The sequence below is a fragment of the Micromonospora sp. NPDC049004 genome (assembly GCF_040649315.1).
Lineage (GTDB): Bacteria > Actinomycetota > Actinomycetes > Mycobacteriales > Micromonosporaceae > Micromonospora.
In genome coordinates, this window is the sequence record NZ_JBEZFG010000021.1 from 1 (window position 1) to 16,012 (window position 16,012).

The window sequence follows — 16,012 nt, forward strand, 5'->3', positions numbered from 1 at the left end:
CGCGCCCGCGCGCCCGCTCAGCCCCGGCCGCGCGCCCGCTCAGCCCCGGCCGCGCGCCCGCTCAGCCCCGGCCGCGCGCCCGCTCAGCCCGGCCGTGTGCTCAGCCCGGCCGTGTTCTCAGCCCGGCCGTGTTCTCAGCCGGCCGTGTGCGCCGCCCGGCCGTGTGCGCCGCTCGGCTGCGTGCGTTGCTCGCCCCCGTGCGCCGCTCGGCTGCGTGCGTTGCTCGCCCCCGTGCGCTGCTCGGCTGCGTGCGTTGCTCGCCCGCGCACGCCCCGCCTCCACCCGTTGGGCCTCCACGCGCGCACGCCCCGCCCCCGCGTGCCGGGCCCCCACCTCATGATCACGCTCGAACATGGATGTAGTGGCATCCCCGCGTTCGGTGGCCACTACATCCTGGATCGAGCGTGACCTTGATGCCTGCGGGCACCCCCGACCCCGCTCCCGGCCATGGAGCGCGCGCCCGTCACCAAGATCCGCGCAATATCAGGGATGTTGCTGTCTCCCGCGCGCCGGAGGCAGCAACATCCGGGAAGTTGCGTGGATCTTCACGCGGGGCACGAGACACGGGTCGCGCGGCGCGGCGCGGCGGCAGGTCGGGCGCGGGGCGTAGCGGCGCGGGCGCGGGGCGCGGCGGCGCGGCACGTAGGTGCGGGGGCGCGGCACGTGGGGTGCGGGGGCGCGGCACGTGGGGTGCGGGGGCGCGGCACGTGGGGTGCGGGGGCGCGGCACGTGGGGTGCGGGGGCGCGGCACGTGGGGCCGGAGGGAGAAAGACGGGGTGCGCGCGGGGCGCGGGGGTGCGGATGTGAGCGCCGGACACGGTGGAGCCCCCGGTCCCGCACGGGACCGGGGGCTCTCCGACGGTCTCAGGTCAGCCGGCCTGCTCGGCGAGCTGGAGGAACTGCCGCTTGGCGGCGAGTGCCTGCTCGGCGTCCTTGATCCGGCGCGCGTCCCCGGCGCTCTGCGCCCGGGCCAGCCGCTCCTCGGCCTCCGCAACCTGCGCCCGCATCTGGGCGAGCAGCGGGTTGTCCTCCTTGGTGGTGCGGCGCCACGCCGAGTCCATCACGTCGCGGACCTTGTCGTCGATGACACGCAGCCGGCGCTCCAGCCCGGCGGCCGCCTCGCGGGGCACCCGGCCGGCCTCGTGCCACTGGGCCTGGATCTCCCGCAGCTTGGCCTGGGCGCCCTTCGGGTCGGCGTCGATGTCCAGGGCCTCGGCCTCGGCCAGCAGGGCCTGCTTACGCTCCAGGTTGCCGCGCTGCTCGTTGTCCCGCGCGGAGAACACCTCGCTGCGCCGGCTGAAGAAGGCGTCCTGCGCGGCCCGGAACCGCTCCCAGAGCTTCTGCTCGGCCTCCTTGGAGGCACGCGGGGCGGCCTTCCACTGCGTCATCAGCTCCTTGAGCTGGTTGGCAGTGGCCGCCCACTCGGTGGAGTCCTTGATCTTCTCGGCCTCGGCGACCAGCTCTTCCTTGACGGTCTGCGCCTGCTTGCGCGTCGCGTCCAGGGAGGCGAAGTGGGCGCCCCGACGCCGGGTGAAGCCGTCCCGTGCGGCGGCGAACCGCTTCCACAGCTCACCGTCGGCCTTCTTGTCGACCCCGCGAATGGTCTTCCACTCGTCGAGGATCTCCTTGAGCCGGTCACCTGCCGTCTTCCAGCCGGTGGACTCGGCGGCGAGCTTCTCGGCCTCCTCGACCAGCGCGGTCTTGCGGGCCAGGGCCTCGCCGCGGGCGGCGTCCCGGGCGGCGCGCGCCTCGGTGGCCTTCTCCTCGGCAAGTGTCGCCAGCTTGTCCAGCCGGGCGGCCAGGGCGTCGATGTCGCCGACCACGTGGGCCTCGGGCAGCGTGGTGCGGATCCGCCGAATTGTGCTCAACGAGTTCCCGGCGTCCGCCGCGCCCGAGTTGAGTCGTGCTTCGGTCAGGTCCACCTCGGTGACCAGGTCGGCGAAGCGGCGTGCGAAGTGCGCGAGACCCTCCTCCGGTGCTCCCGCCTGCCAGGATCCGACCACCCGCTCGCCCTCGGAGGTCTTGACGTAAACGGTGCCGTCCGCGTCCACCCGTCCGAAGGCAGTCCAGTCGCTCATGTGCCCATCCTCGTTCTCCCGGCGTCGAGGGAGCCATCCCCCGTCGCCGCCACGGCGCAGCCAAGTTACTTCCGGCATTGTCACAGGTCCGACCCGGTCCCCGTCGAGCGCCTATCGCCGACCGTGACCATACGGTGTCCTAGAGCCTGATTGACCGGATCGGCGCGGAGACGCACCGGGCGTTCCCGCTACGGTGAACGGGTGCCACTGGTCGCCGCCGCTGTCTGCCCGCATCCGCCCCTGCTCGTGCCGGAGGTTGCCGGTGCCGCCGCCAGCGAACTGGACGACCTGCGCGCGGCCTGTGACCTCGCCGTACGCCGACTGCTGGCAGCCGACCCGGACGCGGTGGTGCTGCTCGGCGTCGGCCCGTCGACAGGCCCGATCCGGCCCCCGGCCTCCGGGTCCCTCCAACCCTGGGGCGTCGACCTGGACGTGCCCTTGGTCCCCGGTCAGCCGGACCGCGGCGCGGTGCTGCCGTTGAGCCTGACTGTCGGCGCGTGGCTGCTGGCCCGGCACGCCGAACGCCCCGCCGCGCCGGTGACGGCCGCGCCGGTGACCGCCGTGCAGGTGACCGCCGACGCCGGGCCGGTGGAGGTGGCCGCGCTCGCCGAGCAGGTCGCCGCGGCCGGTGACCGGGTGGCGCTGCTGGTGCTCGGTGACGGGTCGGCCTGCCGGGGGGAGAAGGCCCCCGGGTACGACGACCAGCGCTCCCTCCCGTACGACAAGCGGGTCGCCGCGGCCCTGGCCGGGGCGGACCTGGACGTCCTGCGCGACCTGGACGCGGGTCTGTCGGCGCAGTTGAAGGTCGCCGGCCGGGCGTCCTGGCAGGTGCTCGCCGAGGCGGCCCGGTCGAGCGGCGGCGGGTGGCGCGGCGAGTTGCTGCACGACTCGGCCCCCTACGGTGTGGCCTACTTCGTGGCGTCCTGGGAGCGGGCGTGACCGGCGGTGCGGCAGTCCCGGCCGGCACGGTCGTGGCGGTGGTCGGTCCGACGGCGGCGGGCAAGTCGGCGTTGAGCATCGCGCTCGCGCACGCGCTGGACGGGGAGGTGGTCAACGCCGACTCGATGCAGCTCTACCGGGGCATGGACATCGGCACCGCCAAGCTGACCCCGGCGGAGCGGGAGGGGGTGCCGCATCACCTGCTCGACATCTGGGAGGTCACCGAGCCGGCCAGCGTCGCGGAGTATCAGCGGCTGGCCCGCGCGGCGGTGGACGACATCCTGTCCCGAGGTCGGGTGCCGCTGCTGGTGGGTGGCTCGGGGTTGTACGTGCGGGCGGTGCTCGAACGCTTCGAGTTCCCCGGCACCGACGCGGCGCTGCGCGAGCGGCTGGAGCGGGAGTTGGCCGAGGTGGGCCCCGCGCCGCTGTACGCGCGGCTGCGCGCCGCCGACCCGGTGGCCGCCGAGGGCATCCTGCCCGGCAACGGCCGGCGGATCGTGCGGGCCCTGGAGGTGATCGAGTTGACCGGTGCGCCGTTCGCCGCGTCGTTGCCGCAACCGACTCCGTACTACCCGTCGGTGCAGCTGGGCGTCGATCTGGACACCGGGCTGCTGGACGAGCGGATCGCGCTGCGGGTGGACCGGATGTGGGCCGACGGTCTGGTGCCCGAGACCCGCGAGCTGGTGGGTCGGGGGCTGGCCGAGGGACGGACGGCCAGCCGGGCGCTCGGCTACCAGCAGGTGCTGCGCCTGCTCGACGGTGAGCTGACCGAGGCGCAGGCGCACGACGAGACCGTCCGGGCGACGCGGCGTTTCGTGCGCCGGCAGCGGTCCTGGTTCCGGCGCGACCAGCGGATCCACTGGCTGGATTCGGCGACTCCGGACCTGATCGGGGCCGCGCTGCGTCTGGTGCCGGCCGCTGCGCGATGATGGGGGCGTGGAGTTCACCAAGGGCCACGGCACCGGCAACGACTTCGTCCTCCTGCCCGACCCGGACGGTCAGCTCGACCTGACTCCGGAGCTGGTCGCGGCGCTCTGCGACCGGCGGCGGGGCATCGGCGCGGACGGCGTGCTGCGGGTCGTCCGGGCGGCCAAGCATCCGGACGGCGCCGGGCTGGCCGGCGAGGCCGAGTGGTTCATGGACTACTGGAACGCCGACGGTTCGTTCGCCGAGATGTGCGGCAACGGCGCGCGGGTCTTCGTGCGCTACCTGCTGGACAAAGAACTGGCCACGCCGGCCGGCGCGGCGCTGCCGGTGGCCACCCGGGCCGGCGTCGTGCGCGCGCTGGTCGAGGGCGACGCCGTGTCCGTCGAGATGCGCCGCCCCCAGGTGTACGACTCCTCGACCGCCACCCTGGGCGGTCTGACCCTGCCCGGCACGGTTGTGGACATCGGCAACCCGCACCTGGTCTGCGTCCTGCCGGCCGGCGTGGAACTGGCCGCGCTGGATCTCACCGTCGCGCCCGGGTTCGACCCGGAGGTCTTCCCGGCCGGCGTGAACGTGGAGTTCATCGTGGCGGGCGACCCGGTCGACGGCACCGACGGGCACTCCCTGATGCGGGTGTACGAGCGCGGCAGCGCCGAGACCCTGTCCTGCGGCACCGGCGCCTGCGCGGTGGGCGCGGTGGCCCTGCGCGACGCCGGCCGGGACACCGGCGTGGTCGCCGTGGACGTGCCCGGCGGCCGCCTGACGGTGACGGTCACCGAGACCTCGTGCTGGCTGTCCGGCCCGGCCGTCCTGGTCGCAACCGGCGAGGTCGACCTCTCCATCCTGTCCGCTGCGCCCGGGCGCTGAGGCCGGCCGCGCACCCGGCTGCGCGCCGGCGGCCAACTTCTGCTCACCGGCCGCTCACCGGCCGCTGCTGTCGGCCCTTTGCTCTGCTTCAACCCGCGCAACACCCGGTGTCCGATAACCGGACATCAGGTGTTGCGCGGGGTGAAGCAGAGCAAAGGAGGGAAACGACCCGGTCGGGGGCCTCCCTCGCCTAGCGCCCGCAGGCGTCGAGTTGCTCAGGGGGTGGCGCTGGCGTTCGCGGCGATCTCCGGGAGGTCCGACGGGCCGGGGTCGGCTGCCGGCAGGGGGCTGGGGTTGTGCGCGGCGGCGCGGACGGCGGCGGCGACCGCGGGGGCGACCCGGGAGTCGAAGACGCTCGGCACGATCACCGTCGGGTTGATCTTGTCCTCGCCGACGACGTCGGCGATGGCCTGGGCCGCCGCGATCGCCATCTCCTCGGTGAACTCCTCGGCGTGCGCGTCGAGCATGCCGCGGAACACGCCGGGGAAGGCGAGCACGTTGTTGATCTGGTTGGGCTGGTCCGAGCGGCCGGTGGCGACCACCGCGGCGTACTTGCGCGCCTCTCGGGGGTCGACCTCCGGGTCCGGGTTGGCCAGCGCGAAGACGATCGAGTCCTTCGCCATCTGCGCGATGTCGTCCCCGGTGAGCAGGTTCGGGGCGCTCACCCCGATGAACACGTCGGCGCCCCGGATCGCGCCCGGCAGGTCGCCGGAGTAGTTCTCCTTGTTGGTGTTCTCCGCCAGCCACTGCCAGGCCGGGTTGAGGTCAGTCAGCCCGCGGTGCAGGGCGCCCTGGCGGTCGTACGCGATGATGTCGCCGACGCCCTGGCGCAGCAGCAGCTTCATGATCGCGGTGCCCGCCGCGCCGGCGCCGGAGACGACGACCCGGACGTCCGCGAGCTGCTTGCCCACGACGCGCAGCGCGTTGGTCAGCGCGGCCAGCACGCAGATCGCGGTGCCGTGCTGATCGTCGTGGAAGACCGGGATGTCCAGCGCTTCGCGCAGCCGGGCCTCGATCTCGAAGCAGCGCGGCGCGGCGATGTCCTCCAGGTTGATCCCGCCGTACGCGGGCGCGATCGCCTTGACGATCTGCACGATCTCGTCGGTGTCCTGGGTGTCGAGCACGACCGGCCAGGCGTCCACGCCGCCGAAGCGCTTGAACAGCGCGGCCTTGCCCTCCATCACCGGCAGCGACGCGGCCGGGCCCAGGTTGCCCAGCCCGAGCACCGCCGAGCCGTCGCTGACGACCGCCACCGTGTTGCGCTTGATCGTCAGCCGCCGGGCGTCCGCCGGGTTCTCGGCGATCGCCATGCAGACGCGGGCCACCCCCGGGGTGTACGCCCGGGACAGCTCGTCACGGTTGCGCAGCGCGACCTTCGAGGTCACCTCGATCTTGCCGCCGAGGTGCAGGAGGAACGTGCGGTCCGACACCTTGCGCACGTCCACGCCGTCGAGCGCGGTCAGCGCCTCGACCACCTGATCGGCGTGACCGGCGTCGGCGGTGTCGCAGGTCAGGTCGACGATCACGTTCGTCGGGTCCGAGTCCACCACGTCCAGCGCCGTGACGATCGCTCCGGCCTCGCCGACGGAGGTGGTGAGCCGGCCGATCGAGGACGCGTCCGCGGTCACGGCGATCCGGATGGTGATCGAAAATCCGGCGCTCGGCAGTCGGGTGATGGCCACGGGATCCCTCCGTCACGGCTGTGCGGCCGGTCGGCCGCCGCCTGAGCATTTCTACCGGGTTGCCGTGGTCGACCGGTATTCGCCCCCACTTTTGGCGACCTCCAGCACGGGCATATAGCAGGTGCGTTCGGCGTTGTGTCATGTCAGGATTACGTTCTACTCATCATTTCGGACAGGAGAACCGCTTGCGAGACCAGGAGAGCTTCGTCCCCGTCGAGGACGAGTTCGACGACGTCACCACCGGCGAGATGGAGCTGTCGGAGCGACAGTCCCTGCGACGCGTCCCCGGCCTGTCAACCGAGCTCTCCGACGTCACCGAGGTGGAATACCGCCAGCTGCGGCTGGAGCGGGTCGTCCTGGTGGGCGTCTGGACCGAGGGCACGGTGACCGACGCCGAGAATTCCCTGACCGAGCTGGCCGCGCTCGCCGAGACCGCGGGCTCGCAGGTGCTCGAAGGGCTGATCCAGCGTCGTACCCGACCCGACCCGGCCACGTACATCGGCCGCGGCAAGGTCGACGATCTGGGCGCGGTGGTGCTCTCCACCGGCGCCGACACGGTCATCTGCGACGGTGAGCTGTCCCCGTCGCAGCTGCGCAACCTGGAGCAGCGCACCAAGGTCAAGGTCGTCGACCGTACGGCGCTGATCCTCGACATCTTCGCCCAGCACGCCAAGAGCAAGGAAGGCAAGGCGCAGGTCGAGCTGGCGCAGCTCGAATACCTGCTGCCCCGGCTGCGCGGTTGGGGTGAGACGCTCTCCCGGCAGACCGGTGGTTCCGGCCGGGGTGGCGGCGCCGGCGGCGGCGTGGGCGTGCGTGGTCCCGGTGAGACCAAGCTGGAGACCGACCGGCGGCGCATCCGCCACCGCATCTCCCGGCTGCGTCGCGAGATCAAGAGCATGCGCACGGTACGCGTCACCAAGCGCGCCCGTCGCACCCGCAACTCCGTGCCCGCCGTGGCCATCGCCGGCTACACCAACGCTGGCAAGTCCAGCCTGCTCAACCGGCTGACCGGCGCGGGCGTGCTGGTGGAGAACGCGCTCTTCGCGACGCTCGACCCGACCACCCGCAAGGCGACCACCTCGGACGGGCGGCTCTACACGCTCTCCGACACGGTCGGCTTCGTCCGGCACCTGCCGCACCAGATCGTCGAGGCGTTCCGCTCGACGCTGGAGGAGGTCGCCGAGGCGGATCTGGTGGTGCACGTCGTCGACGGCACGCACCCGGATCCGGAGGAGCAGGTCCGGGCCGTGCACGAGGTGCTCGCCGAGGTCGGCGCGGACCGGCTGCCCGAGCTGCTGGTGGTCAACAAGACCGACGCGGCCGACGAGGACGCGCTGCTGCGTCTCAAGCGACTCTGGCCGGAGGCGATCTTCGTCTCGGCGTACTCGGGTCGGGGGATCGACGCCCTGCGGGCGGCGATCGAGGAGCGGCTGCCGCAACCCGCCGTGGAGGTCCGGGCCGTCCTGCCGTACGACCGGGGTGACCTGGTGTCCCGGGTGCACCGCACCGGCGAGGTGCTCAGCACGTCGCACCTGCCGGAGGGCACTCTGCTGCACGTCCGGGTCAGTGCGGCGCTCGCCGCCGAGCTGGCGCCGTTCGACGTGCAGCGGGAGGGCCAGGCGGTCGGCAGCCGGCCCTGAGCGGCCCCGGCGTCATCCACCGGAAACGCGCGGCATGCGACACTGGCCGAATGCGCCGCGTTGTTTCCTCGGTCACGGTTGCCCTCGGCCTGCTCGGGGCAACCGTGGCGCTGGCCGGAGTCGCCGTAGCCGCTCCCGCTCCCGGATCATCCCAGCCGTCCGGCGCCATCCCCGGCAAGAAGCGCTGCTCGGTCACCGACGAGCGGCTGCGGGAGCTGTCCGGGCTGGTGGCGACCAAGACCGGCTACATCGTCATCAACGACGGCACCGATGTTGAGGCGCGCAAACGGATCTTCTTCCTCGACAGCAAGTGCAAGATCGCCAAGGAGCCGGTCCGCTACTCGGGCCAGGGGCCGTTCGACACCGAGGACCTGGCCGTGTCGCCGAAGGGCGACACCCTGTGGATCGGTGACATCGGCGACAACACCAGCAACAAGGAGCGGCGGTCGCGGATCGCGGTCTGGACCATGCCGATCACCGGTACGAAGCAGCCCGTGCTGCACCGGCTCTCCTACCCCGAGAACAAGCCGCACGACGCCGAGGCGCTGCTGGTGGGGGCCGACGGCCTTCCGCTGATCATCACCAAGGTGTCGAGCGGCAACGCGGAGATCTTCACCCCGACGGCGAAGCTGAAGAACGGCGACACCGAGCCGGTGCCGATGAAGAAGGCCGGCGAGATCAAGCTGCCGAAGACCTCCACGGAGAACCCGCTCAGCGTCTACGGCCGGCTCGCGGTCACCGGGGCCGCCCGGTCGCCGGACGGTAGCCGCGTCGTCATCCGGACGTACGCGGACGCCTTCGAGTACGACGTGACCGGCGGCGACGTCCTCGGTGCGCTCACCACCGGCAAGCCCCGGGTGACGCCACTGGCCGACCCGTTCGGTGAGGCGATCTCCTACACGCCGGACGGGAAGACCTTCGTCACGGTCTCCGACGGCGGGCAGCTCACCGCGGACGAGCCCGTCGACATTCTGAGTTACACGCCGTCCACCAGCGTGGCGGCGCCCCTTGCCGCTCCCGGGGGTGGCAAGCCGGCGGCCGAGAAGTCCTGGATCGACGGGCTCAGTTTCGACGACATCACCTACCTCGTGGGCGCTGTCGGCGTGCTCGGTCTGCTGCTCGTCGGCGCCGGCATCTTCGGCATCCTGCGGGCCCGCCGCCGGCCACCCGCGGCCGACGATGCGGATTCGACGGACGGCCGGGACGATCGGCGCGGCGCGCTGCGGGACGAGGACGTCCCGCCCGGCGGTGGCCGTCCCGGCACGGGCGTGTACGGCGGTGCGGCGGCCGGTGGCGGCGTCTACGGCGGTGCTTCGGGCCGGGGCGGTCCCGCTCCTGCCGGCGGTGCCGTGTACGGCGGCGGCGGTGCACGCCCGGCCGGTGGCGGTGGTGCACGCCCAGCCGGTGAGGGCGGCGGCGGTTACGGCCCTGCCCGCCCCGGCGGTGGTGGCGGTGCTCCGGTCGGGGGCGGTGTCTACGGCGGCGGCGGCCGTGCCGGCGGCGGTCCCGGAGGCCGGCCCGGCGGTGCCGGTGGCCGACCGGGAGGCGCGGGCGGCGGGGTGTACGGCGGCGGTGGTGGTCAGCCCGGCGGCGGTCGGGCGGAGCCGCCACGGCGCGGTGGACAGGAGCCGGACTACCGGGGCCAGCGGCCCGGCCGTCGGCGGGACGGCGACGCGCCCGGCGACCCGTACGGGCAGTATCCCGGGGGCGGTCGTGGCCCTCGGGGCGACCGCTACTGACCCGGTCGGCGACATCGGTCTGGCGGCGCGGGTGAGCACGGTGGTCCACCCACCCGCGCGCCGGCCGGTCAGATTCGGCGGAGCACCGCCACGACGCGGCCCATGATGGTGGCGTCGTCGCCGGGGATCGGGTCGAAGGCCGGGTTCTGCGGCATCAGCCAGACGTGCCCGTCGCGTCGCCGGTAGGTCTTGACGGTCGCCTCGCCGTCGAGCATGGCGGCCACGATCTCGCCGGAGTCGGCCGTCGGCTGCTGCCGGACGACCACCCAGTCGCCGTCGCAGATCGCCGCGTCGAGCATCGAGTCGCCCTTGACCTGGAGCATGAACACCTCGCCCTCACCGACCAGCTCGCGGGGCAGGGGGAAGACGTCCTCCACGGCCTGCTCGGCGAGGATCGGCCCACCGGCGGCGATGCGACCGAGCATCGGCACGTACGCCGGGGTGGGTCGTTGGGCGCGGGACAACTCGTCGTCGATGGCCTCGCTGGGGGCGCGGACGTCCACCGCCCGGGGGCGGTTGGGGTCGCGGCGCAGGAACCCCTTCTTCTCCAGCTCCTTGAGCTGGTAGGCGACGCTCGACGGTGACACCAGGCCGACCGCCTCGCCGATCTCCCGGACGCTCGGCGGGTAGCCGTGCCGCTCGACCCAGGTGCGGATGAACTCCAGGATGCGACGCTGGCGGGCGGTCAGGTCGACCGTCGCCGGGTCGGGGAAGGCGCTGACCACCGGGGTGACCGGGCGCACGGCGGGCTGACCCGTCCGGCTGCGCGCGGCGCTGCGGCGTCGGGTGGCCGGCGGGCCCGCCTCGGTGATCTGCTGCGGGCTCTTCGGCCGGCTGGCCCGGTCCTCGGTCACGTCCGTCCTCCCTGGTCGGCGCTGGGTGCCTCGTCGGCTCGTGGTGCGTGCGGTGGTGCCACGGATGGTGCTCGGTTGGTGCGTCGCCGGGTGCGGTGAAGATCCATCGCGCCCGGTTGTTCCTGACCGTATAGGTGAGATCGGTCATTTTCAAACATCTGTACGACCTCTCGCCGGCGTGTCGGGGTGAAAAACCGCCCCGGTCGTACGGATGTTCTGATAAATGGTACGTCGGATAGCACGGATGTTCGATCGGTGGCTGTTTTCCGGGGCGTTCCGGCCGTGCGGCCGGTAACCGGGGCGGGTTCTCGGCGTTGGTTCTGCGGTGGCGCGCGGTGTGCGGATGACCGGATGGTCCGTGACGCGCCGGACACGCCGGCCAACTTGACCGGGCTTCGCCAGCGACATACGGTCAACCCCTAGATGTAGTAGTGACATGGGCGTAAGTTGCCTACAGGTTGGGTTCGACTACCGACCGCACTCCCGTAATGTTGATCACGACAGGCGTCACTCGAGGTGGTGCCGTCGTGGCGGACCGTGTCCGGGGGTGCCGGGTGCGTCCGCGGTTGATCATGATTTTGGAGGTTGGGCGATGCGGTGTCCGTACTGCCGGCACGCCGACTCCCGGGTGGTCGACTCGCGGGAGGCCGACGACGGCCAGCTCATCCGGCGGCGGCGCTCCTGTCCGGAGTGCGGTAAGCGGTTCACCACCGTCGAGGAGGCGGTCCTCGCGGTCGTCAAGCGCAGCGGGGTGACCGAGCCGTTCAGTCGCACGAAGATCATCGGCGGGGTGCGCAAGGCGTGCCAGGGCCGGCCGGTGGACGACGACTCACTCGCGCTGCTCGCACAGCGGGTGGAGGAGACCGTCCGGGCCAAGGGGGCCGCCGAGATCCCCAGTCACGAGGTGGGCCTGGCGATCCTGGGCCCGCTGCGCGACCTGGACGAGATCGCCTACCTGCGGTTCGCCAGCGTCTACCGCTCCTTCGACTCGCTCGCCGACTTCGAGCGCGAGATCGAGACGTTGCGGGCCGTGGCGCGAGCCCGGGAGCAGGGCCGGGCCGACGCGGTCGAGGCCGCCGGCCGTACCAGTTGACTTCACTGTTTTTCGAGAGATCAGGACGCGCGGTGGGTGACCGCGCAGACGAGGGGGGCGACGGCGTGACAACGAGCCGTTCACGGAACAAGGCAGGCGCGGGGCTGAAGATCGAGCGGGTGTGGACGACGGAGGGGGTCCACCCGTACGACGAGGTGTCCTGGGAGCGCCGCGACGTCGTGATGACGAACTGGCGGGACGGCTCGATCAACTTCGAGCAGCGCGGGGTTGAGTTCCCGGAGTCGTGGAGCGTCAACGCGGCGAACATCGTCACCACCAAGTACTTCCGGGGCGCGGTGGGGACCCCGGAGCGGGAGTGGTCGCTCAAGCAGCTGATCGACCGGGTGGTCACCACCTACCGCACCGCCGGCGAGGAGTACGGCTACTTCGCCAGCCCGGCCGACGCGGAGGTCTTCGCCCACGAGCTGACCTGGATGCTGCTGAACCAGGTGTTCAGCTTCAACTCGCCGGTCTGGTTCAACGTCGGCACGCCGTCGCCGCAGCAGGTCAGCGCCTGCTTCATCCTGGCCGTCGACGACTCGATGGACTCCATCCTCGACTGGTACAAGGAGGAGGGGCTGATCTTCAAGGGCGGCTCCGGCTCCGGCGTCAACCTGTCGCGGATCCGCTCGTCCCGCGAGCTGCTCTCCTCCGGCGGCAACGCCTCCGGCCCGGTCAGCTTCATGCGCGGCGCGGACGCCTCGGCCGGCACCATCAAGTCCGGCGGCGCGACCCGCCGGGCGGCCAAGATGGTCATCCTCGACGTCGACCACCCGGACATCCAGGAGTTCGTGGTCACCAAGGCGCGCGAGGAGGACAAGATCCGCGCGCTGCGCGACGCCGGGTTCGACATGGACCTCGGTGGCTCCGACATCGTCAGCGTCCAGTACCAGAACGCCAACAACTCGGTCCGCGTCTCCGACGAGTTCATGTCGGCGGTGGAGAACGGCAAGGGCTTCGACCTGCGTGGCCGGCTGGACGGCGCGACGATCGAGACGGTCGACGCCAAGAACCTCTTCCGTTCCATCGCCCAGGCCGCCTGGGAGTGCGCCGACCCGGGCCTGCAGTACGACGACACGATCAACGACTGGCACACCTGCCCGGAGACCGGGCGGATCACCGCGTCGAACCCGTGCTCGGAGTACCTGCACCTGGACAACTCCTCGTGCAACCTCGCCTCGCTCAACCTCATGAAGTTCCTCCGCGCCGACGGTGGCTTCGAGGTGGAGAAGTTCGTCAAGTCTGTCGAGTTCGTCATCACCGCGATGGACATCTCGATCTGCTTCGCGGACTTCCCGACCGAGAAGATCGGTGAGACGTCCCGCGCCTACCGGCAGCTCGGCATCGGCTACGCCAACCTCGGCGCCCTGCTGATGGCCACCGGCCTGCCGTACGACTCGGACCAGGGCCGTTCGGTCGCCGCGGCGATCACCTCGCTGATGACCGGCACCGCCTACCGCCGCTCGGCCGAGCTGGCCGGTGTCGTCGGCCCGTACGACGGCTACGCCCGTAACGCCGAGCCGCACAAGCGGGTCATGCGCAAGCACGCCGCGGCCAACGACGAGATCAAGCCGACCAGCCCGGTGGCCACCGCGATCGTCCGCGAGGCGACCAAGCAGTGGACCCAGGGCAACAAGATCGGTGACAAGTTCGGCTGGCGTAACGCGCAGGCCAGCGTCCTCGCACCGACCGGCACCATCGGCTTCATGATGGACTGCGACACGACCGGCGTGGAGCCGGACCTGGCGCTGGTCAAGTTCAAGAAGCTGGTCGGCGGCGGTTCGATGCAGATCGTCAACCAGACGGTTCCGCGCGCCCTGCGCAGCCTCGGCTACCCCGAGGAGCAGGTCGAGGCGATCGTCGAGCACATCGCCGACAACGGCCACGTGGTGGACGCCCCCGGCCTCAAGCCGGAGCACTACCCGGTCTTCGACTGCGCGATGGGGGAGCGGTCGATCGCCCCGATGGGCCACGTGCGGATGATGGCGGCGATCCAGCCGTTCGTCTCCGGCGCCATCTCCAAGACGGTCAACATGCCGGAGGCGGCCACCGTCGAGGACGTCGAGAAGATCTACTTCGAGGGCTGGAAGCTCGGCCTCAAGGCGCTGGCGATCTACCGGGACAACTGCAAGGTCGGCCAGCCGCTCTCGGTGGCCAAGTCCAACAAGGCCACCACGCCGGCCGCCGTAGAGACCGCTGCCGCCGCGCCGGCCGCGGTGGAGAAGGTCATCGAGTACCGGCCGGTGCGCAAGCGCCTGCCGAAGAAGCGCCCCTCCGAGACGGTCAGCTTCTCCGTCGGTGGCGCCGAGGGTTACCTCACCGCGTCGTCCTACCCGGACGACGGCCTCGGCGAGGTCTTCCTCAAGATGTCCAAGCAGGGCTCGACCCTGGCCGGTGTGATGGACGCCTTCTCGGTGGCCATCAGCATCGGCCTGCAGTACGGCGTGCCGCTGGAGACGTTCGTCAGCAAGTTCACCAACATGCGCTTCGAGCCGGCCGGCATGACCGACGACCCGGACGTGCGCATGGCGGCCTCGGTGATGGACTACATCTTCCGTCGCCTGGCACTGGACTTCCTGCCCTACGAGCGCCGCGCCGAGCTGGGCATCTTCACCGCCAGCGAGCGCGCCGCCCAGCTGCGGGCCGAGGCCGACGCGGAAGCCGCCGGGGTCACCGGAGCGGAGCTCACCGCGATGGCGTCATCCGCGCCGGTCGAGGCCCCGGCCAAGCCGGAGGCCGTCGCCCAGCCGGCCCAGGAGATGGCCGACGTGGCCGCCGCCAAGCCGGCGCCGAGTGTGGGTTCCAGCACCGAACTGCTGGAGGCCGTGATCGGCAAGGCCGCCGACGCGCCGCTCTGCTTCACCTGCGGTACGAAGATGCGCCCCGCCGGTAGCTGCTACGTCTGCGAGGGCTGCGGCTCCACCAGCGGCTGCAGCTGACGTACGCGAAACGCGGCGGGTTCAAAAGGTCCGTCCGCGAACACATGGGATGACAGTTCATGCTCGGAGGGGTGTCCGTCTAGACGGCGGCGTCCCTCCGGGCTAGAGCCCAACGCGTTGCCTACGAGGTGACAAGAGGGCGGATCAAAGTAAAAAGCGTTGAGGCGGGCATTGGCGTGCCCGCCTCAACTGGAGGGTCGCTACGCAACCCCGTTTGTCGACGCTAGCGTACGGCCCTCACTCCGTGAAATGAACACCGACACGAAGAGTGAGGAAGTGTCATGATCCAGATCGTTGCTATCCGGCTCGAAGGTGGTACGACGCACCAGCATATCTCCCGATTGTGGTGGGTGGAGCCAGCCACTAGTGACACCGGAAACAACTCCCGCGCCGAGATTGTCTCGTGGATTGAATCTCAGGACGGAAAAGCCTATGTCGAGGATGGGCGCGGTCACCGCGTCGATGTCGGCGTGGTGAGGCCCGCCTACGGGCAGAAGTACCTGCGCACGCATGCGAACGGCGTGCAGACAGACAACCTGTTGGCGCTTCCGAAGCGCTAGTCCTTCTGTGAACACAGGTTCGCTCCGCATGCCAAGTCGGGCCGGAGTCGAACATCAACTATGACGCTTTGTAAGCACACCAGCGCCGGCGAGCCGTATAACGCGGCGCGTCGGCGCTGCGTTCGGCGGTGCTCATACCTCCGGCCGCCGCGACGGCCCGCCAACTGCACGGGGCATGCTCTAACTGGATGGCACTTGACGGCATCGATCTAGCTGGTCGCAGGTCCGCCCGAAAGCAGCCTCGTGGTAACCATCGTGTTCGAGCCACCCGTGCGGGCGTTGATGGCGGAAGCGCTGTGTCGGGGTTCGACCCTGAGCGGATCTAACTCTTGATTTGCGGGATCAGCGATCGTCGTCACCCTCGGTTGGGCGTGGTGGGCGGTTGTGCTTTGCCCACTCGTCCACTTCGTCTGCGTCCCAGATGGTCGTCCCGATCAGGCGGGCCACCGGCTCGGGGAAGCCGGGTCGGCGGGTGATCTGTAGTACCCGCTGGCGCGACACGTTGAACAGGGCGGCCAACTCGCCAGGCCCGTACAAGCGCGGTCGCTTCACGACCTGAAAATAAGCGCGACATCTACTTGACTATTGGTACTTGCAGATTGACAAGACATGGCCAAGTGGTGTGTGGTGAGGTGGTCACGCCAGGCGACGGCGCGACAACTCGCGTGGAGGTCGGGTGCCTAAGCACGTGCCG

At 71.2% G+C, this 16,012-nt stretch carries 12 protein-coding genes; 8 read left to right on the top strand and 4 right to left on the bottom strand.

The features are described 5' to 3' along the window. Positions 1–869: 869 nt before the first annotated feature. Positions 870–2,078, bottom strand: a complete 1,209-nt coding sequence (locus AB0B97_RS32230; RefSeq protein WP_234591447.1) for a DUF349 domain-containing protein — start codon at positions 2,076–2,078, stop codon at positions 870–872. Between the two features lie 201 nt (positions 2,079–2,279). On the opposite strand from AB0B97_RS32230, the gene AB0B97_RS32235 reads away from it, so the two are divergent. Genes AB0B97_RS32235 through dapF form a run of 3 tightly spaced genes read left to right on the top strand, consistent with a single transcriptional unit; the run spans position 2,280 to position 4,811 of the window. Next, positions 2,280–3,017, top strand: a complete 738-nt coding sequence (locus tag AB0B97_RS32235) for a class III extradiol dioxygenase subunit B-like domain-containing protein (RefSeq protein WP_357499072.1) — start codon at positions 2,280–2,282, stop codon at positions 3,015–3,017. Continuing rightward, positions 3,014–3,946 (top strand): tRNA (adenosine(37)-N6)-dimethylallyltransferase MiaA, encoded by a 933-nt coding sequence (gene miaA / locus AB0B97_RS32240; RefSeq protein WP_357499074.1) that lies wholly within the window; start codon positions 3,014–3,016, stop codon positions 3,944–3,946. Before AB0B97_RS32235 ends, miaA begins: the two co-directional genes overlap by 4 nt. Before the next feature lie 7 nt (positions 3,947–3,953). After that, on the top strand, positions 3,954–4,811 hold the full coding sequence (gene dapF, locus AB0B97_RS32245; protein ID WP_357499076.1) for a diaminopimelate epimerase: 858 nt from the start codon (positions 3,954–3,956) through the stop codon (positions 4,809–4,811). A 215-nt stretch (positions 4,812–5,026) separates the two neighbouring features. On the opposite strand, the gene AB0B97_RS32250 is transcribed toward dapF, so the two are convergent. After that, complete coding sequence (locus AB0B97_RS32250) at positions 5,027–6,493, bottom strand: NAD-dependent malic enzyme (RefSeq protein ID WP_357499078.1); 1,467 nt, start codon at positions 6,491–6,493, stop codon at positions 5,027–5,029. A gap of 185 nt (positions 6,494–6,678) precedes the next feature. Between AB0B97_RS32250 and hflX the strand changes: the two genes are divergently transcribed. Next, the gene (gene hflX, locus AB0B97_RS32255) at positions 6,679–8,133 is read left to right on the top strand and encodes a GTPase HflX (RefSeq protein ID WP_234591467.1); all 1,455 of its coding nucleotides are present in this window, start codon (positions 6,679–6,681) and stop codon (positions 8,131–8,133) included. Between the two features lie 50 nt (positions 8,134–8,183). Then, on the top strand, positions 8,184–9,872 hold the full coding sequence (locus AB0B97_RS32260) for a hypothetical protein (protein ID WP_357499080.1): 1,689 nt from the start codon (positions 8,184–8,186) through the stop codon (positions 9,870–9,872). A gap of 68 nt (positions 9,873–9,940) precedes the next feature. Here the strand turns inward: AB0B97_RS32260 and lexA are convergent, their stop codons facing one another. Further along, complete coding sequence (gene lexA, locus AB0B97_RS32265) at positions 9,941–10,726, bottom strand: transcriptional repressor LexA (protein ID WP_357499082.1); 786 nt, start codon at positions 10,724–10,726, stop codon at positions 9,941–9,943. Between the two features lie 592 nt (positions 10,727–11,318). On the opposite strand from lexA, the gene nrdR reads away from it, so the two are divergent. The 3 genes from nrdR to AB0B97_RS32280 all read left to right on the top strand — a co-directional run bounded on the left by nrdR (position 11,319) and on the right by AB0B97_RS32280 (position 15,318). Continuing rightward, positions 11,319–11,819: a transcriptional regulator NrdR gene (gene nrdR / locus AB0B97_RS32270; protein ID WP_234587987.1), complete on the top strand. Its 501-nt coding sequence runs from the start codon at positions 11,319–11,321 to the stop codon at positions 11,817–11,819. 32 nt (positions 11,820–11,851) lie between these two features. Continuing rightward, positions 11,852–14,758 carry a vitamin B12-dependent ribonucleotide reductase gene (locus AB0B97_RS32275; RefSeq protein ID WP_357499085.1) on the top strand — a complete coding sequence of 969 codons (2,907 nt, stop codon included), beginning with the start codon at positions 11,852–11,854 and terminating at the stop codon, positions 14,756–14,758. Between the two features lie 281 nt (positions 14,759–15,039). Then, entirely contained in the window at positions 15,040–15,318 is a 279-nt protein-coding gene (locus AB0B97_RS32280; RefSeq protein WP_357499087.1) for a DUF3892 domain-containing protein, read from the top strand. A 342-nt stretch (positions 15,319–15,660) separates the two neighbouring features. Here AB0B97_RS32280 and AB0B97_RS32285 read toward each other — a convergent pair whose 3' ends face one another. Next, positions 15,661–15,870, bottom strand: coding sequence for a DNA-binding protein (locus tag AB0B97_RS32285; RefSeq protein ID WP_357499089.1), 210 nt, complete (start codon positions 15,868–15,870; stop codon positions 15,661–15,663). Positions 15,871–16,012: the final 142 nt, after the last annotated feature.